This is a genomic window from Bradyrhizobium sp. STM 3557 (genome assembly GCF_045571465.1).
In the GTDB taxonomy this organism is placed as follows: domain Bacteria; phylum Pseudomonadota; class Alphaproteobacteria; order Rhizobiales; family Xanthobacteraceae; genus Bradyrhizobium.
In genome coordinates, this window is sequence record NZ_CP120697.1 from 1,096,673 (window position 1) to 1,113,600 (window position 16,928).

At 62.7% G+C, this 16,928-nt stretch carries 16 protein-coding genes; 13 read left to right on the forward strand and 3 right to left on the reverse strand.

What is annotated here, in order from left to right:
- The first annotated feature begins 69 nt into the window (after positions 1-69).
- The 8 genes from tssB (at position 70) to P6U24_RS05015 (ending at position 9,363) form a co-directional block, all read left to right on the forward strand.
- Complete coding sequence (gene tssB / locus P6U24_RS04980) at positions 70-597, forward strand: type VI secretion system contractile sheath small subunit (RefSeq protein ID WP_407158080.1); 528 nt, start codon at positions 70-72, stop codon at positions 595-597.
- 41 nt (positions 598-638) lie between these two features.
- Positions 639-2,132 (forward strand): type VI secretion system contractile sheath large subunit, encoded by a 1,494-nt coding sequence (gene tssC / locus P6U24_RS04985; protein ID WP_407158081.1) that lies wholly within the window; start codon positions 639-641, stop codon positions 2,130-2,132.
- A 77-nt stretch (positions 2,133-2,209) separates the two neighbouring features.
- The gene (locus P6U24_RS04990) at positions 2,210-2,698 is read left to right on the forward strand and encodes an Hcp family type VI secretion system effector (RefSeq protein WP_407158082.1); all 489 of its coding nucleotides are present in this window, start codon (positions 2,210-2,212) and stop codon (positions 2,696-2,698) included.
- A gap of 94 nt (positions 2,699-2,792) precedes the next feature.
- Entirely contained in the window at positions 2,793-3,338 is a 546-nt protein-coding gene (gene tssE, locus P6U24_RS04995) for a type VI secretion system baseplate subunit TssE (protein WP_407158083.1), read from the forward strand.
- Positions 3,339-3,345: 7 nt separating this feature from the next.
- Positions 3,346-5,310 (forward strand): type VI secretion system baseplate subunit TssF, encoded by a 1,965-nt coding sequence (gene tssF, locus P6U24_RS05000; RefSeq protein WP_407158084.1) that lies wholly within the window; start codon positions 3,346-3,348, stop codon positions 5,308-5,310.
- A 16-nt stretch (positions 5,311-5,326) separates the two neighbouring features.
- A complete protein-coding gene (tssG, locus tag P6U24_RS05005) occupies positions 5,327-6,394 on the forward strand; it encodes a type VI secretion system baseplate subunit TssG (RefSeq protein WP_407158085.1) in 1,068 nt (355 codons plus the stop codon).
- Complete coding sequence (gene tssH / locus P6U24_RS05010) at positions 6,367-9,060, forward strand: type VI secretion system ATPase TssH (RefSeq protein ID WP_407158086.1); 2,694 nt, start codon at positions 6,367-6,369, stop codon at positions 9,058-9,060. The genes tssG and tssH overlap by 28 nt, the downstream gene beginning before the upstream one ends.
- Before the next feature lie 42 nt (positions 9,061-9,102).
- On the forward strand, positions 9,103-9,363 hold the full coding sequence (locus tag P6U24_RS05015; protein ID WP_407158087.1) for a hypothetical protein: 261 nt from the start codon (positions 9,103-9,105) through the stop codon (positions 9,361-9,363).
- A 228-nt stretch (positions 9,364-9,591) separates the two neighbouring features.
- Here the strand turns inward: P6U24_RS05015 and P6U24_RS05020 are convergent, their stop codons facing one another.
- A complete protein-coding gene (locus P6U24_RS05020; protein ID WP_407158088.1) occupies positions 9,592-10,218 on the reverse strand; it encodes a GntR family transcriptional regulator in 627 nt (208 codons plus the stop codon).
- Between the two features lie 163 nt (positions 10,219-10,381).
- Here P6U24_RS05020 and P6U24_RS05025 point away from each other — a divergent pair, with 163 nt between their 5' ends.
- The 5 genes from P6U24_RS05025 (at position 10,382) to P6U24_RS05045 (ending at position 15,802) form a co-directional block, all read left to right on the forward strand.
- Positions 10,382-11,635: a CaiB/BaiF CoA transferase family protein gene (locus P6U24_RS05025; protein ID WP_407158089.1), complete on the forward strand. Its 1,254-nt coding sequence runs from the start codon at positions 10,382-10,384 to the stop codon at positions 11,633-11,635.
- Positions 11,636-11,697: 62 nt separating this feature from the next.
- Positions 11,698-12,681 (forward strand): Bug family tripartite tricarboxylate transporter substrate binding protein, encoded by a 984-nt coding sequence (locus tag P6U24_RS05030; RefSeq protein WP_407158090.1) that lies wholly within the window; start codon positions 11,698-11,700, stop codon positions 12,679-12,681.
- 54 nt (positions 12,682-12,735) lie between these two features.
- Complete coding sequence (locus P6U24_RS05035) at positions 12,736-13,218, forward strand: tripartite tricarboxylate transporter TctB family protein (protein ID WP_407158091.1); 483 nt, start codon at positions 12,736-12,738, stop codon at positions 13,216-13,218.
- A gap of 11 nt (positions 13,219-13,229) precedes the next feature.
- The gene (locus tag P6U24_RS05040; RefSeq protein WP_407158092.1) at positions 13,230-14,765 is read left to right on the forward strand and encodes a tripartite tricarboxylate transporter permease; all 1,536 of its coding nucleotides are present in this window, start codon (positions 13,230-13,232) and stop codon (positions 14,763-14,765) included.
- On the forward strand, positions 14,762-15,802 hold the full coding sequence (locus P6U24_RS05045; protein ID WP_407158093.1) for a 4-hydroxythreonine-4-phosphate dehydrogenase PdxA: 1,041 nt from the start codon (positions 14,762-14,764) through the stop codon (positions 15,800-15,802). The genes P6U24_RS05040 and P6U24_RS05045 overlap by 4 nt, the downstream gene beginning before the upstream one ends.
- Before the next feature lie 116 nt (positions 15,803-15,918).
- On the opposite strand, the gene P6U24_RS05050 is transcribed toward P6U24_RS05045, so the two are convergent.
- Entirely contained in the window at positions 15,919-16,137 is a 219-nt protein-coding gene (locus P6U24_RS05050) for a hypothetical protein (RefSeq protein ID WP_407158094.1), read from the reverse strand.
- 208 nt (positions 16,138-16,345) lie between these two features.
- Positions 16,346-16,753 carry a flagellar basal body rod protein FlgC gene (locus tag P6U24_RS05055; protein ID WP_407158095.1) on the reverse strand — a complete coding sequence of 136 codons (408 nt, stop codon included), beginning with the start codon at positions 16,751-16,753 and terminating at the stop codon, positions 16,346-16,348.
- Positions 16,754-16,928: the final 175 nt, after the last annotated feature.

Below are 16,928 nucleotides of genomic sequence, written 5' to 3' on the forward strand. Positions count from 1 at the left end.
ATTTCAGATGGCCGATTTCAGGACGCGATGAACATTCCGACCAAGCATTCATAAGATAGGACGAAGCATATGTCGCGAGATAGTGGTCAGAGATTTATTCGACGCAATCGCCCGCCGCGGGTGCACATTACTTATGAGAACCCGGCGAACGCCGAGGAGAAGGTCGAGATTCCCTTCGTCATGGGGGTGATGGCCGACCTTTCGGGCAACACGCCCGGAGTCGAGAAGGAGGAAGTCGCGCAGCGCAAATTCCTCGACTTCGACATGGATAATCTGGATGCGCGCATGGCGGCGATCCAGCCCGGCGTCAGCTTCCGCGTCGAGAACAAGCTGTCGGACGAACCGGGCGAGAAGCTCGGTGTCAGCCTCCGGTTTGACAAGATGGCCGATTTCGAGCCGGCTGCAGTTGCCCGTCAAGTGCCGGCACTCGCCAAGCTCCTGGAGGCGCGGCAGCAGCTCGCAAATCTTGCGCGCTACATGGACGGCAAGGTTGCTGCCGAGGCAACGCTGCGCAAGCTGTTGTCCGACCCGCAGATGATGGCGGCGCTCAAGCAGCGGAATACGGAATCGGGCGGCGAAAGCGAAGGTCAGTCCTGAGCTTCCCGATCGGGCTTTTTTAACATTTGGAGAGGGCCGTCATGGCTACAGAGACCGCGCAGGCGCCTCAGGAAGCACTTGTTGAAACGCGTGAGACCGACGAGTTCGCACAGCTGCTGAAGCAAAGCTTCAAGCCTCGAACCGAGCGCGCTGCGACCGAAGTCGAAAATGCAGTCAATACCCTGGTCGAGCAGGCGCTCGCCGACAGCAGCCTGGTCAAGGCGGACGTTCTCGACACGATCGAGGAGATGATTGCGCAGCTCGACAAGAAATTGTCGGCACAGCTGAACGAGATCATGCATGCGCCGGAATTCCAGCAGATCGAAAGCGCCTGGCGTGGACTGAAATACCTCGTATTCCAGTCGGAAACCGACGCGATGCTGAAGATCCGCGTCATGAACGTCGGCAAGACGGAGCTCTACCGGCATCTGCGGCAGTATCCGAACGCGGCCTGGGACCAGAGCCCGCTGTTCAAGAAGACCTATGAAGAGGAATTCGGACAGCTCGGTGGGCAGCCCTATGGCTGTCTGATCGGCGACTATTATTTCAGCCACCTGCCGACCGACGTGCAGCTGCTGCGCGATCTCAGCAAGATTGCCGCTGCGGCGCATGCGCCGTTCATTGCCGCGGCCGATTCCACCCTGATGGGCATGGATTCCTGGACCGAGCTGATGAACCCGCGTGATCTGAGCAAGCTGTTCGACACGCCGGAATATGCGGCCTGGAAATCGCTGCGGGATTCCGACGATGCCAAATATGTCGGACTTTGCATGCCGCGCGTGCTGGCGCGTCTGCCCTACGGCGCCAAGACCGAGCCGGTCGAAGATTTCGGCTTCGAGGAAGACACCGACGGCCACAAGGGCGAGAAATACGCCTGGATGAATGCGGCCTACGCCATGGCGGCCAACATCAACAGGGCCTTCAAGGAGTACGGATGGTGCGCCCGGATCAGGGGCGTGCAATCCGGCGGCGAGGTCGACAACCTGCCTGCACACACTTTCCCGACCGACGATGGCGGCGTCGATCTCAAATGTCCGACCGAGATCGCCATCAGTGACCGGCGCGAGGCCGAGCTCGCCAAATCGGGTCTGATTCCGCTGATCCATCGCAAGAATACTGATCGGGCCGCATTCATCGGCGCGCAATCTCTGGCCAAGCCGAAGGCGTATCAGAACAACGTCGAAGCGACGGCATCGAGCAACCTGGCCTCGCGCCTGCCCTACATGTTCGCGTGCTGCCGTTTCGCGCACTACCTCAAGGTCATGGTGCGCGACAAGGTCGGCTCTTACTACGAGAAGGAGCAATTGGAGAAGTGGCTGACCAACTGGATCAGCGAATATGTCGACGGCGATCCGAAGAATTCGACGGAAGCAACCAAGTGCCGTAGACCGCTCGCTGGCGCCAAGATCAGCATTACGCCGAACGAGGAAAATCCCGGATACTACTCTGCGACGTTCGAACTGCGTCCGCACTTCCAGCTGGAGGGTATGGACATCGGCCTGCGGCTGGTGTCGCGATTGCCGGTCGCAAAATAAATTCGTGAACCGCCTTCGTAATATTGGCGACTAAATTGTGCGCTAAATGATTACTCCCCAAACGGAAGGGATTTTCCATGGCTGCCACCAACATTTATCTGAAGCTTGATGGCCTCGACGGCGAGTCGATGGACGAAGATCACAAGGATTGGATCGAAGTCCAGAGCTTTGCCTGGGGCGTCAGCAATCCGGCGTCCTTCTCGATCGGTCAGGGCGGTCAGTCGACGCAGGCCCATGTCGCGGAGATCACCATCTCGAAGCACCTCGACAAGGCATCGGTTGCCCTGTTCAAGGCGAGCACGACCGGCAAGCACATTGGGAGCGGCACGCTTAGCTGCATGAAGCTGGATGGCGATTCGCGTGTCGAGTACATGAAGGTCGACTTCACGGACCTGATGGTGAGCTCGGTTCAGTGGAGCGGAAGCGGCTCGGATCAGGCTGTCCACGAGCATGTCGCGCTGGCGTTCGCCGAGTTCAAGCAGGCGTACAAGTTGCAGCAGGATGCCGGAAGCGCCGGTGGCAACACCGACTTCGGCTACAACATTCAGACGTCGAAGGCGACCTGAGAAGGCCGCTGGACCGCCTGCTGCCTTCTTGTGTTGGTGGGCGGATTGTCTGGGTCGACGAGGGGGCCCGTGTCTTGTGGAGTATGGGTGATCCATGCCCGAGGTGAGCAGCAAGACACGACTTAGTCCGCCGCTGATGCAAGCATTCCGCGCGGCCCATCGGGAGAAGGACGCAAAGGTGTCGCTCGATATCCGTAATGAGGCGGGAGAGCGGATCGTTGCGAGCCGGAGACTGCGGGCACGCCAGGTGATCACGGAAGCGATCTTGCGCGAAGAGGTCTGGCGGGACCTCGACGCCCTGCTGAACACGGTCGCTCTGGAATCGACGATCGACATGTCGGACATGCCGCTGGCGCGCAGGTCGATCCTCAACTTCGGGATTCCGGATGTCGCTCATCGCACCATCGACGAGGCGGATCTCATCAACGTGCCGGCCGAAATCCGGGCGGCGATCCTCATCTACGAACCGCGGCTTGCAGCAGCCACGGTGCAGGTCGAGCGCGACATGAGCATCGATCCGGCCGAGCTCAAGGTACGTTTCATCGTGCGCGGTGATCTGATTTGCGACCCGGTGAACGTTCCGGTCGAATTCGTTGCCGATATCATCGACACCGGCAAGATCTTGGTCAAGCGGCTGTGACGGCGCGATGAACCGGGAATTCCTCGATCTCTATAATCGCGAGCTTCAGCTGCTCAACGAGCAGGCGCGGGAATTTGCAGGTGAGTATCCTGGAATCGCCGAGCGGCTTGGCGGCATATTGGGCGACCGCGTCGATCCGATGATCGGGGGTCTGCTTGAAGGGGCGGCCTTTCTCGCTGCGCGCGTCCAGCTGAAGCTCAAGCACGAATTCCCCGAGTTCACCAGCAATCTGCTCGAGCAGCTCGTGCCGCATTACCTCGCGCCGACGCCCTCGGCGCTGCTTGCGAAGGTCGTTCCGCCGTTCGGGGAAAAGGCGCTGCGCGACGGGCGCGCCATTCCGCGCGGCTCGCACCTCGATGCGAGCTTCCGCCAGCTCGGCCGGCAGATCGCGTGCCGCTATCGGCTGTGCAGCGACATCATGGTTTGGCCGTTCGAGCTCATCGGCGCCGAGTATTTTGCCTCGCCCGCGCCGCTGCAGGCCCTGGGTGCTTCGGTCGGCAGCGACGCGCTGGCTGGCATGCGGCTGACATTCACGCACCGGTTTGCCTCGCGCAAGGAGGACGAGCCGTCCGACGCCGAGGCGCTGGCCAAGCCCGAGATGCAGTTCCGCGGCTGTCGCATGACCAACCTGCCGCTGTATCTGGCCGGTTCGGAGGCGGACTCGATTGCGCTCTACGAGCAGCTGTTCGGCCGCTGCAAGGGCGTCTACTTCCGCTATCTCGACGAATATGGCGATGCGGTGGTTCATCGCGCTCCGGCGGACTCGTTACAGCAGGTCGGCTTCGACCGCGCCGACGCGCTGTTTCCGAACGACTATCGGGTGTTCGAGGGTTTCGACCTGCTACGTGAATTCTTCGTTTTTCCGCGCAAGTTCCTCGGCTTCAATCTGACCGGATTGGGCGAGGTGATGCCGAAGCTGAAGGCGAAGACGGTCGACATTCTCTTCGCCTTCGACGAGGTCAATGCAAGGCTTGCTGCAGCGGTACGGCCCGATATGTTCGCGCCCTATGCTGCGCCGGCGATCAACCTGTTCGAGAAGACGATCGATCGCATCGCGCTGAAATCGAATCAGCACGAATATCAGGTCGTGCCCGACCGCAGCCATTATCTCGACTTCGAGCCACACCGTCTGCTCGCGGTCTATGCTCATTTCCCCGGCGTTCAGGAGAAAGTCCCGGTGCAGCCGCTTTATGCGGCCTCGCTGGAGACGACGCAGCGCACGGCACGGCTGAACTACACCACGCGCCGCCTGCCTCGCCGCCGCACGGTGGAGGAGAAGCGTATTGGCGTTTCGTCCGACTATGTCGGGACCGACATGTTCATTTCGCTCAGCGAGCTCGGGGGCACCGACGACGGCACCGCCGTTGCCGAGCTGAGCGCCCGCGCGTTGTGTTCGAACAGGCATCTGACGGAGCATGTGCCGATCGGCGTCGGTGGCGCCGATTTTCGTCTGGTCGATGATTTCTCCCTCGAACTCCAATGCGTTGCTGGTCCGACGCCGCCGCGCGAGCCGATCGTCGCGCAGCTGCGGAGCCGCAGCGAGACAGCGCACACTGGCACCGTCACATGGCGGCTGGTCAACCTGCTCAGCACCAATCATCTCGGTCTGGTCGAGCGCGGCGCCGGACGGAATGCACAGGCGCTGCAGGAGACGCTCGCAATGTTCGCCGAGATGAACGACGCTCTCACGGAGCGCCGCATCCGTGCCGTACGTCAGGTCGATAGCCGCCCGGTCATCCGCCGCATTCGCGAGCGGATGGGGACTGGCGCGGCGCGCGGGATCGAGATCACCGTGACGATCGATGAAAAGGCGTTCGAAGGTGCCGGCATCTTCCTGCTCGGCGCGGTGCTCGATCGGTTCTTCGCCGAATATTCCGGGTTCAACCACTTCACCCAGACCGTGATCCGCTCCGTGGAGCGCGGCGGGGTGATGCGCTGGCCGCCCCGCATGGGCAAGCGTCGGCCGCTATGAACCGGGTCGTGCAACCATGACCTTCCTTCGCAACCTGGAAGAGGAGCCTTGGCGGTTCGATTACTTCACGGTCCTGCGTCATCTCGAGCGCAATCATCCGGACAAGCCGCGCATCGGTGACAGCGCGTCCAGACGCGATGAGTATGTGCAGCTCGGGCAGGATCCCTTCATGGAGTTTCCCGCTTCGAATCTCGCGCGCGCCGAGACGGAAGAGGGCAAGCCGCTCAAGCTATTCGTCAAGTTTCTCGGACTATTGGGCCCGCAGGGCGCACTGCCGCTCGCCACGACCGAGGAAGCCTACCACTTCTTGCTCGCGCAAGATGATTCCTTCTCGCGCTTCCTCGACATTTTCAATCATCGTTTCATTCAATTGTTTTTCCGCGCCTGGGCGGACTCTCGCCCGATCGTCCAGAACGACCGGCCCGATCTCGATCGTTTCGGCGCCTATATCGGATCGGCCATCGGCATCGGGTCGGCGCCGTATCATAACCTCGATAGCATCCCGGATGCCGCAAAGCTCGGTTACGCGGGACTGCTCGGCGCGCAGGCGAAATCTGCCTCTCGGCTCACCGCGGCCCTGCGCGGCTTGTTCAACGTCGAGGTCGAGATCGACGAGTTCGTCGGGATGCGCCTTGAGATCGAACGGGCCGACCAGACTGCGCTCGGGGCGCGGCACGCCACGCTGGGCGCGGACGCCATGATGGGCGGGACGATATTTACGGTTCAGGACAAGATCCGGATCAGGATCTTCGCCAACAGCCTGGAGCAGTATCAGCGCTTTCTCCCGTCGGGCGATCTCTGCGAACCTCTGGCCGATCTGATGTTCTTCTATAATGGCGAGCAGCTCGAATGGGACACGGAGCTGGCCATTCGTGCCGGCGCCGTCCCTCCCATCCGTTTGGGCCAGTCCGGCCAGCTCGGCTGGACGACCTGGATGGCGCCGAACTGGACGCTGCAGGATGCGTATCGTCGGGACGCGCGCTTTCATCCAGCCGAACGGATGCGTCAGAAGCGCGAGCAAAAATCCAAGCCGGCGGAGGGCAGGGGAGAGAAACAATGGTCGACATCAGCCTCGAGGCGGTAGCAGGCAAGCTCAATCGGGTCGGATACGAGGCGTTCTTCAAGGCGCTGCGCCAGGCCAAAGCCGCCGGCAACCGTCACGTCGAGCTTGCGCATTGGCTCGTTCATATTCTGCAGGTCGAGAACACGGATCTCGGTCTGACGGTCGATCACTTCGGCATCGATCGCGGCAAGCTCATGAAGGATGCGAACAGCGTCGTGAACGCCTTTCGCAAGAACGAGACCGAGATGCCGGCGGTCTCCAACACGCTGATGGACCTGCTCGATCGCGGCTGGCACTACGCCACTTTGTTCTTCGGCGAAACTCAGATTCGGACCGGCCATGTGCTGGTCGGCGCGTTGCAGTCGCGCGAGCTCTCGCGCTCCTTCGCCAATGTCTCGCCTGAATTCGGCAAGATCTCGATCGATCAGCTCACGCGTGACTACCGCACCATCTGGGCGAGCTCGCAAGAGGAGACCTTGCAGCCGATGGATGGATCGGGGCTGGTCGCATCCGGTGCCTCCGGCGCGGCAGCCGCCGCTCCCGGCCCGACCGGCAGGACGGCGCTCGACCGTTTTTCCCAGGATCTCACCGCCAAGGCTCGCGCGGGAGAGCTCGATCCCGTTCTCGGCCGCGACGAGGAAGTGCGGCAGGTCATCGATGTCCTGATGCGCCGGCGTCAGAACAATCCGATCCTCACCGGCGAGGCCGGCGTCGGGAAGACTGCCATCGTCGAAGGTTTCGCGCGCCGCATTGCCGCAGGAGAGGTGCCGCCGCCGCTGCGCAATGTGCGGCTCTGCGTTCTCGATATCGGGCTGATGCAGGCCGGCGCTTCGATGAAGGGCGAGTTCGAGCAGCGCTTGCGCTCGGTCATCGACGAGGTGCAGCAATCGCCGACTCCGATCATCCTGTTCATCGATGAGGCGCACACGTTGATCGGGGCGGGAGGATCGGCAGGCACCGGCGATGCCGCGAACCTGCTCAAGCCAGCGCTTGCGCGGGGCACGCTGCGGACCATTGCGGCGACGACGTGGGCGGAATATCGCCAATATATCGAAAAGGATCCGGCGCTGACGCGACGTTTCCAGCCGATCAAGGTGGATGAGCCGGATGTCGAGACCTGCTGCGACATGCTGCGTGGCATCCTCGGTCCGATGGAGAAGCATCACAAGGTGCGCATCTCCGACGCGGCGATCGTCGCCGCCGTGAAACTGTCGAGCCGCTATATTCCCTCGCGCCAACTTCCTGACAAGGCGGTCAGCCTGCTCGATACCGCCTCCGCCCGCGTGGCCATCAGCCAGAATGCGATCCCGGCGATGATCGAGGATGTCACCTCGCAGATATCAGCACGTGAGAGCGAGAAGGCCGCGCTGATCGAGGACAGCAATATCGGCGTCGAGGCGCAGCAGCGCATCGATGCCATCGACGCCGAAGTCGAGACGCTGAAGCAGAAGCTCGCCACCTTCGACGAAAAATGGGCTTCGCAGAAGAAGCTCGTAACCGAGATCGGCGGACTGCGGCAAAAGCTCGCTCCGCGAGAAGCCGGGAAGCCTGAGCAGGAAGGACAGCCCGCGAGCGAGACTGCGCCGGAGCCGGCCGACAAGGAGCAACTGCGTCGGCAGATCCGCGAGCTCTTCAACGATCTCGAGGCGCGACCGCCGGAGGAGCGGATGGTCTATGCCCATGTAGACGAGCACGTCGTTGCCTCCGTGGTGTCGGACTGGACCGGCATTCCGGTCGGACGCATGGTGAAGGACGAGATCGAGAACGTCCTCAGGTTGCCGGAAATTCTCAACCGGCGCGTCGTCGGCCAGTCTCACGGTCTGGCGGTCATCGCCAAGCGCATCGAAACCAGCAGGGCGAAGCTCGACAACCCCAACAAGCCGATCGGTGTCTTCATGCTGTGCGGCCCGTCGGGGGTCGGCAAGACCGAGACCGCGCTCGCGCTCGCCGAGGCGCTCTATGGCGGCGAGCAGAACATGATCACCATCAACATGTCCGAATTCCAGGAGGCGCACACCGTCTCGTCTCTTAAAGGCGCGCCTCCCGGCTATGTCGGCTTCGGCGAAGGGGGACGGCTCACCGAAGCGGTGCGGCGGCGCCCTTACAGCGTCATCCTGCTCGACGAGGTCGAAAAGGCCCATCCGGATGTCCACGAGATCTTCTTCCAGGTGTTCGACAAGGGCTTCATGGATGACGGCAACGGCCGGCGGATCGATTTCAAGAACACCTTGATCATCCTGACCACGAATGTCGGGACCGATCTGATCATGGAACTGGCGGCCGATCCGAAATTCCGTGAAGACCCGGAGGCGCTCGCTCAGGAGTTGCGGCCGGAATTGCTCCGCGTGTTTCCGCCGGCCCTGCTCGGGCGGATGGTCTCCATCCCTTATTATCCGCTCTCGAAAGAGATGCTGGCTGGCATCGTGCGGCTGGCTCTTGATCGTATCGGCCGCCGCGTGCGCGACAACCATGCGGCCGTATTCAACTATGACGAGGCCGTCGTCGATCACATCGTCTCCTTGTGCAACGACCCCGACTCGGGTGGCCGCATGATCGACAACATCATCAACAACACGCTGCTGCCCGCGATGTCGCGCGAGTTCCTCAAGCGCTCGCTTGCAGGCGAGGAACTGAAGGAGGCCAAGGTCACGATCGAGGGCAGCGACTTCGCATATGCTTGGGCTTGATTGATGAATTGAAAATCGATGGGCCATGCGCCCTTGACGACAATGGAGGATGCGATGAGTGGCTATGTGATCGCACGAGAGAATTTCAAGGAGGCCTCGCGCCATGTCTCGGCGGAGCAGGATCCCGTGATGTTCAATCTGCTTTATGGCCTGCAGAGCTTGACCGACCAGATCGAGGCCGAGTTTGCGGCGTTGCGGTCAACGCCTGCAATTGCGCGCGCAGCAACGAGTGCAAAAACGAACAAGAAGGCAAAATCTCCGGCCAAGAAGACTCCGGCGAAGAAAAAGAAAGCCAGGAGATAACGACCAGCGAGCAGGAGACGTCCCGGCCGGCGAAGAGGACGAGCCAAGTGACTCTTCATGGCATCGGCCGTGAGCTGGTCACACGCGCAGCGACGTTCAATGTAGACGATGCTTCGTTGCGGCTCCGACCGAGCGTGGCGCGAGTGCAGCTGAAAATCGTCTTGGTGATCTATTCGTGGTTTACATGCCTCGGAAGGTTCATGCCGAGGGACCTCGCCAGAGCTGACCTCACGCTGTTATTCGCGTGACGCCGCTACCTTCCGTTTCGGCGAAGCCGGCTTGCAGGACTTCTTCACGCTTGTGGCGCAGATGTGCGCGCAGGATGTGGGAGAGGCCGACGCCGTCGCGTCGCTGCAGCGCATTGAGGATGGCCTCATGCTCCTGAACGGCGACGGCCCAGCGCTGCGCCGTCATCGGCGTGACGTAGCGCGCGCGACGAATGCGCGCGGTCACCGATGTGTAGAGTCCCGTCAGCACGGGATTGTCCGCCGCGGCGACGATGGCTTCATGGATGGCCCGATTGCAGCGGTAATACTGGATGAGATCGCCGTCGCGGTGATGCTGTAGCATGGCTGCGTGCGCCTGAGCGATCTCCGCGATCTCGCTGTCCGAGATGCGCTCGCAGGCGAGCTCTCCTGCAAGCGCCTCCAGTCCTTGGCAGACTTCGAACAAGTCTCTCATGTCCTTGTCCGTCAGTTTGGCGGCGCGCGAACCGCGATTGGGCAGGAGCTGCACGAGACCTTCGGCGGCGAGCACCTTGAGCGCTTCACGCAGCGGCGTGCGCGAGATCTGCAGCCGATCGCACAGGTCGCGCTCGGGGATCCGCCCGCCAGGGGGAATTTCGCCGTCGAGCAAAATCGAGCGGATGCGTCCGACGACCTCCTCATGGAGCATGGCGCAGGTTCCGTTTTGAATGCAAAATCGGTTTTACGAAGCGGAATTTAGAATATTTCGCTTGATAGCACCAGTTTTTGCATTCAGATTGTCAAAAAAGAACAATCGGAAGGGCGAGGACCGCATGTCGATCCCAGACAACAAAGTGCGCGCATCGGGACCGCTTGCGGGCCTCAAGGTCATTGATCTCACCCACGTGATGGCGGGCCCGACCTGCACGCTCATGCTTGCTGACATGGGCGCAGACGTCATCAAGATCGAGAAATCGCCCGGTGGCGATGACACCCGCCACTCGGTCCCGCCGAAAATCGGCGACGAGGCAGCCTCCTTCCTGATGATGAACCGCAACAAGCGCGGCATCGTGCTGGATCTGAAGACGGATGGCGGCAAGCAGGTGCTGCGGCGGCTGATCGCGAGCGCCGACGTGCTGGTCGAGAATTTTGCGCCCGGCGCCATGGAGCGGCTCGCCTTCGGTTATGAGGAATTGCACAAGGAATTTCCGGCCCTGATCTATTGCTCGCTGTCCGGCTTCGGCCGCACCGGTCCGTACAAGCATCGGCGCGGTTTCGATCTGGTCGCGCAGGCCATGAGCGGCATCATGAGCTTCACCGGGGAGCGGCCTGATGGTCCGCCGGTGAAATGCGGACCGCCACTATCGGACATCACGGCGGGCCTGCTGGCGAGCATGGGCATCCTCGCGGCCTATACCCATCGCCTGAAGACCGGCGAAGGGCAATGGGTCGAGACCTCGCTCTATGAAGCGGCGCTGGTGCAGACCTATTGGCAATCGACCATCGCGCTCGCCGCGGGCACGGCGCCTCGCGCCATGGGCTCCGCGCATCCGCTCAATGCGCCCTATCAGGCCTTTGAAGCCTCGGACGGTTGGCTCGTGGTCGGCGGCGCCAACAAGAAACATTGGCTGTTGATGCTGGAAGCGCTCGGCGCGAGCGAGCTTGCCACCGACCCGCGCTTTGTCACCGGTGCCGATCGCATGGCGCATCTCAAGGAACTCGACGCTGTCTTGAGCGAACGCTTCCGGACCAAGCCGCGCGCGCACTGGCTCGCGGCGCTCGACGAGAAGGGCGTGCCCTGTGGTCCCGTCCACGACATGCTGGAGGCCTTGAGCGATCCGCAGACGCTGGCGCGCGAGATGGTGGTCGAGGTCGAGCATTCGACGCTCGGGCCGGTGAAGACGATCGGGCTTCCCATCAAATTCTCGGAGACACCGGGCAAGGTTCGCACCGGCGCGCCCGTCTATGGCGAGCACACGCGCGAGGTGCTGGCCGAGCACGGGTTTGACCCGAGGCAGATCGAAGCGCTCGAACAAGAAGGCGCAATCGTTTCGGCATCGATGGGCCGCGCAGAACAACTCGCCTGACGACGCCGCGATCGACTACAAAACAAAAAACGAAGAATCAAACGGAGGAAATGATGCGCCCGATGACGCCAATTTTACTGTTCGCATCTGCAACCCTGCTGGCTGGCACGGGCCCGGCGGCTGCGGCCTGGCAGCCGCAAAGGCCGATCGAGTTTGTCGCCACGGCAGGACCGGGCGGCGGGACGGACAATCTGGCGCGCGCGGTGCAGAATATCATCACCAAGTACAAGCTGACCGACGAGCCGATCGTGGTGGTCAACAAGGGCGGCGGCAGCGGTGCGGAAGGCTATGTGTATGGCAAGGCATCCGCTGGCGATCCTTACAAGGTGATCTTCGGAACGTCGAATGCCTGGCAGCAGCCGCTCGTCTCAAAGGTTGCTTTCAACTACACCGATCTCACGCCAATCGCAGCCATGGCGCAGGACGAGTTCCTGCTCTGGGTCAAGCAGGACGCGCCCTACAAGACCGCGGGTGATTATCTGAAGGCCGCCGCCACGCACGAATTCAAGATGGGCGGCGCGCAGTCGAAGGATACCGACGAGGTGCTGACGCGCATGATCGAAAAGGTCGGGCACGTCAAGCTGACCTATATCCCGTTCAAGAGCGGCGCAGAAGCCGCCGTGCAGCTCGCCGGCGGGCACATCGATTCTCACGTCAACAATCCCAGCGAAAGCCTCGGCCAATGGCGCGGCGGAACGCAGCGGCCGCTTTGCGCCTTCAGCCCGAAGCGGCTGCCGGAAGGGCCGAAGATCACCGCCACCGAAGGCTGGAGCGACGTGCCGACCTGCGTCGAGCAGGGCCTCGACATTGCGCAATATGAGCAGCCGCGCACGGTGTGGCTGCCCGGCAAGGTCACGCCGGATCAGGCCGCGTTCTATGTCGACCTCATGAAGAAGGTGCAGGCGACGCCGGAATGGAAGGACTACATCGAGAAGACCTCGCAGGTCGACACGTTCCTGACCGGGGCCGATTTCGACAAGTTCATCAAGGAGGATATCGAGCACCTCAAGCAGGTCGCGAGCGAGCAGGGCTGGCTGGTCAAGTAAGCCGAAGGGCTGCGCAATGATTGCTTGTGGTCTCACGCCCGGCTGGAGACGTCGATGATGTCGCGCCGCGCTCTCGAACTGGCAACCGCCATCCTCACCGGCAGCTTCGGCGTGGCGGTGGTCGTTTCCAGTCTCGATAATGGTATCGGCTGGTCGAGCGAGGGCGTCGACCCCGGCACGTTCCCGTTCCTGACCGGCGTCGTCATCGTGTTCGGCAGCCTCTACAACCTGGTCCGGGGCGCGTTGCCGGCGATGACAATTGCAAGCGTGCCCGTTGCCATCACGCGAACAGAGCTGCGCCGGCTTGCCGCCCTGTTCGTGCCGGCGGCGATCTTCGTTGCGGCCATCCCGCTGGCCGGGATGTATCTCGCCGCGGCAGGCTATGTCTTTGCGGTGCTTGCGGTGCCAAAGCATCAGTCTTTGCTGCGCGCGCTGGCTGTAGCTGCTACGACGTCGCTCGCGCTCTATGTCGTGTTCGAGCGCATGTTCCAGGTCACACTGCCGCACGGCGCGATCGCCGCAGCGCTCGGGTTCTGACGGAGAGAGCGATGGAGAATCTCCAGGAGCTCCTGCACGGCTTTTCCGTCGCCGTCACGATGCCGCATCTGGTGCTGATGGTGATTGGCGTGCTGCTCGGCATTCTCGTCGGCGTGCTGCCGGGCCTTGGTGCCCCGAATGGCGTGTCGCTGCTGCTGCCCCTGACCTTCGGCATGCAGCCGGTCTCGGCGATCATCCTGCTCTCCAGCATGTATTGGGGCGCACTGTTCGGCGGCTCCGTCACCTCGATCCTGTTCAACATCCCCGGCGAGCCGTCATCGGTCGCGACCACCTTCGACGGCTACCCGATGGCGCGCGACGGACGGCCGACCACGGCGCTGGCGACCGCCTTCGGCTCGGCGGCGTTCGGCGCACTGGTCGGTGTCATCCTGATTACCTTCCTCGCGTCCTGGGTGGCGCAGGTCGCCCTCGCGTTCGGTCCGCCTGAATATTTCGCGGTCTATTTCCTCGCGTTTGCGAGCTTCGTCGGCATGGGCGGCGCAGCGCCGATCAAGACGGTGGTGGCGCTGGCGATCGGCTTTGCGATTGCGGCGATCGGCATCGACACCGTCTCGGGCAGCGTGCGCCTGACCATGGGCATCGACGAGCTCGTCAAGGGCGTGAACTTCGTCGTCGCTGTCATGGGCCTGTTCGGCATCGGCGAGCTCCTCGTTGCCGTCGAGGAGGAGTTCCATGCCCGTGCGGTCTCCTCCAAGATCGATTGGCGCGAGGTGTTTCGCGCGGTCGCGCGTCTGCCGCGGCATGGCGTTGCGTTGCTGCGCAGTGCGGCGATCGGTTGCTGGATGGGCATCACGCCGGGCGGTCCGACGGCTGCATCGTTCATGAGTTACGGCATCGCGCGGCGGTTCTCGCGCCGCGGCCGGCACTTCGGCACCGGCGAGGTCGAAGGCATCATTTCGCCGGAGACTGCTGATCACGCGGCCGGCACCAGCGCGCTACTCCCGATGCTCTCGCTCGGCATTCCCGGCTCGGCCACCGCGGCCGTGATGATGGGTGGCCTGATGATCTGGGGCCTCAATCCCGGGCCGATGCTGTTTGTCGACAGCAAGGACTTCGTCTGGGGACTGATCGCCTCGATGTATGTCGGCAACATCGTCGCCGTCGCGCTGGTGCTGCTCACTGTGCCCGTGTTCGCGGCCTTGATGCGGATTCCCTTCGTCGTCATCGCGCCCTTGATCGTCATCATCTGCGTCGTCGGCGCCTATTCGGTGTCGAGCTCCTATCTCGACGTGGTCTTGATGCTCGGTTTCGGAATCGTCGGCTATCTTTTCAAGAAGCTGTTCTATCCGCTGGCTCCGCTGGTGCTCGCGATCGTCATCGGCGACAAGGCGGAGGATGCGTTCCGGCAATCGATGCTGATGTCCAAGGGATCTCTCGGGATCTTCTTTGCCAACAGGCTGGTGACGAGCCTTGTGGTGGCCGGCATTGCGCTGCTGCTGCTGCCACTCGCCTTGCAGCTGCTGCATCCGCTGCGCAAGCCCGCATCGACCGCTGCCGAGACCAACAAGGAGAAGGCGATCATATGACGATGAGACCGCTCGTTGCATTGGCGATGGGAGATCCTGCCGGCATCAGTCCGGAGTTGACGGCGAAGCTCGTCGCACTCGAAGACGTCCGGTCCCGCAGCCGGCTCGTCGTGATAGGTGATCGACGCGTCTTCGACGAGGGCGCGCGCGTGGCCGGCATCGCGCCGCAGCTGAAGACGGTGGAGCAGGACGCCGATTTCCGCAAGCTAGATAGCGATGTGCTATTTGTCGATCTCGGCCATCTCGATCCGGCAGAAATCGAACGCGGCGTTCCGAGCCTTGCCGGCGGCAGATTCGCGCTTGCGAATTACCGGCATGCGCTGGAGCTCGGCCGTGACGGCCGCGTCGATGCCGTCTGCTTCACGCCGTTCAACAAGCAGGCAATGCGGCTTGCGCGCGCCGACTATGATGACGAGATCGCGTTTTCTGCTGATGTGGTCGGGCTCACGGCCGCGGCCAGTGAATTCAACGTGCTGGGCCGGCTCTGGAACGCACGGGTCACCTCGCACATTCCGCTCAGGGACGTCGCGTCGCAGCTGTCCAGTGAACGCATCCAGCGCGCGCTCGCGCTGACCGACGCCTGCATGCGCAAGGCCGGCTTCGCGCGGCCGCGCATCGCGGTGGCCGGGCTCAATCCGCACGCCGGCGATGGCGGCAATTTCGGCCGCGAGGAGATCGACGTCATTGCGCCCGCGGTGATGGCAGGCCAGCGCGACGGCATTGCTGCGGAGGGGCCGTTCCCTGCGGATACGGTGTTTCTGCGCGCCAAAGCCGGCGCCTTCGATGCGGTGCTGACGATGTACCACGACCAGGGTCAGATCGCGATGAAGCTGATGGGCTTTGATCGCGGCGTGACATTGCTTGGCGGCTTTCCGTTTCCGATTTGCACGCCCGCGCACGGCACCGCGTACGACATCGCAGGGCAGGGCATCGCATTCGCGGGAGCGAGCCATGCGGCGCTGCTGCTTGCGGCCGAGATGGCGGCTGCTCAGACGTCCCAGCTTGACGGTCGCCGCGCCAGCTCGGCAACAGGCTGATAGCTGCGGCACCCTTCGCTGCGGCACTCTGTTGCGACACCTCACGGAAGAGGCGCCTGTCATTCGGCGGGCCGAACCTGATCGGCGCGGCTCCGCCGGCCACCGCACTTGCGATGTTAGTCCTCGTCGTCTTCCTCTTCTTCCTCGGCGTCCTCGAGCTCATCGCCCGCATGGTCGATCACGTCGATGGCATGTTGGGTCTCGATGAGGCTCTTGATCGCGGTTTCGGTCTCGCCGCTCTTGTAGCCGGCCGCGATGGTCTTGGCCAGGTTTCGGCGAAGCTCCAGCAGCACCGCGCGCGCGTTCGTCAGGATTTCAAGTTCGTTGTCGGCCATGTGGTCCCCCGTAAGGCATTCCGGCCTGATTCGTAGCGCCGGCATATGGCGCGCATGTGTCGGACCGTGACCTTGCCTTCACAATCGTCGCGACGCCATATGCACTTCGATACAAGCCGGGCTTGTGCGCAGGCCATCACAGCGGATGCGCGATCACGGCGCTATCATGTTTGGGCAGAGAGCGGAAGTTCCGCGGAGCGCGCCAAGATCACGCCATCGTGTCGATCAATGTCTTCGTCATCCGATCGTCGGCGGCCATGACCCTGGCGTTGGCGGCGTAGCTGTACTTGGCGACGAGCTGGCTGATCATCTCCTGCGCGAGGTCGACATTGGGCGTGGCGACGAGCCCGTCCTCATTGGAGAAAGGCGCGGATGGGTCCGATGTCGCGACACTGGCAGGCGTCACCGATGTCACTGATGTCTGCGTGCCGCCCGTGGCGCTTTCGGTCTGCACGACCTGCAGCGGCACGTAGGCCCGAGGTGCGCCTGATGGCACCGCGCCGTCAACCGGCAGCGCGCCATTGCTGCTGGCGTTCGCGATATTGCTCGCGGACACATCGAGGCGGCGGGCCGCCGCGTTCATGCCGGACAATGCGATGGTCGAGATGTTGCTCATCGAAGGACTCACAGGCGAAAACCGAAGCGCCAGCTAAGCCCATGTGCGGTAAGCAAGTGTCAAGGCGAGCGCGAAAATCGGCCCCGTTGCGGCAAGGTATCGTTGACCATGCCGCATAGAACGCGGAACGGCCAACGACGCGGAGGGGAGCGCATCGCTGGCATCTTTCCGGTGA

Bases quoted from the DNA above. Each gene is read 5' to 3' on its own strand.
- tssC (WP_407158081.1), top strand. From the start codon at position 639: ATGGCTACAGAGACCGCGCAGGCGCCTCAGGAAGCACTTGTTGAAACG.
- P6U24_RS05045 (WP_407158093.1), top strand. From the start codon at position 14,762: ATGACGATGAGACCGCTCGTTGCATTGGCGATGGGAGATCCTGCCGGC.
- P6U24_RS05055 (WP_407158095.1), bottom strand. From the start codon at position 16,753: ATGAGCAACATCTCGACCATCGCATTGTCCGGCATGAACGCGGCGGCC.
- P6U24_RS05035 (WP_407158091.1), top strand. From the start codon at position 12,736: ATGATGTCGCGCCGCGCTCTCGAACTGGCAACCGCCATCCTCACCGGC.
- tssH (WP_407158086.1), top strand. From the start codon at position 6,367: ATGGTCGACATCAGCCTCGAGGCGGTAGCAGGCAAGCTCAATCGGGTC.
- P6U24_RS04990 (WP_407158082.1), top strand. From the start codon at position 2,210: ATGGCTGCCACCAACATTTATCTGAAGCTTGATGGCCTCGACGGCGAG.
- P6U24_RS05040 (WP_407158092.1), top strand. From the start codon at position 13,230: ATGGAGAATCTCCAGGAGCTCCTGCACGGCTTTTCCGTCGCCGTCACG.
- P6U24_RS05050 (WP_407158094.1), bottom strand. From the start codon at position 16,137: ATGGCCGACAACGAACTTGAAATCCTGACGAACGCGCGCGCGGTGCTG.
- P6U24_RS05030 (WP_407158090.1), top strand. From the start codon at position 11,698: ATGACGCCAATTTTACTGTTCGCATCTGCAACCCTGCTGGCTGGCACG.
- tssE (WP_407158083.1), top strand. From the start codon at position 2,793: ATGCCCGAGGTGAGCAGCAAGACACGACTTAGTCCGCCGCTGATGCAA.
- P6U24_RS05015 (WP_407158087.1), top strand. From the start codon at position 9,103: ATGGAGGATGCGATGAGTGGCTATGTGATCGCACGAGAGAATTTCAAG.
- tssG (WP_407158085.1), top strand. From the start codon at position 5,327: ATGACCTTCCTTCGCAACCTGGAAGAGGAGCCTTGGCGGTTCGATTAC.
- P6U24_RS05025 (WP_407158089.1), top strand. From the start codon at position 10,382: ATGTCGATCCCAGACAACAAAGTGCGCGCATCGGGACCGCTTGCGGGC.
- tssB (WP_407158080.1), top strand. From the start codon at position 70: ATGTCGCGAGATAGTGGTCAGAGATTTATTCGACGCAATCGCCCGCCG.
- tssF (WP_407158084.1), top strand. From the start codon at position 3,346: ATGAACCGGGAATTCCTCGATCTCTATAATCGCGAGCTTCAGCTGCTC.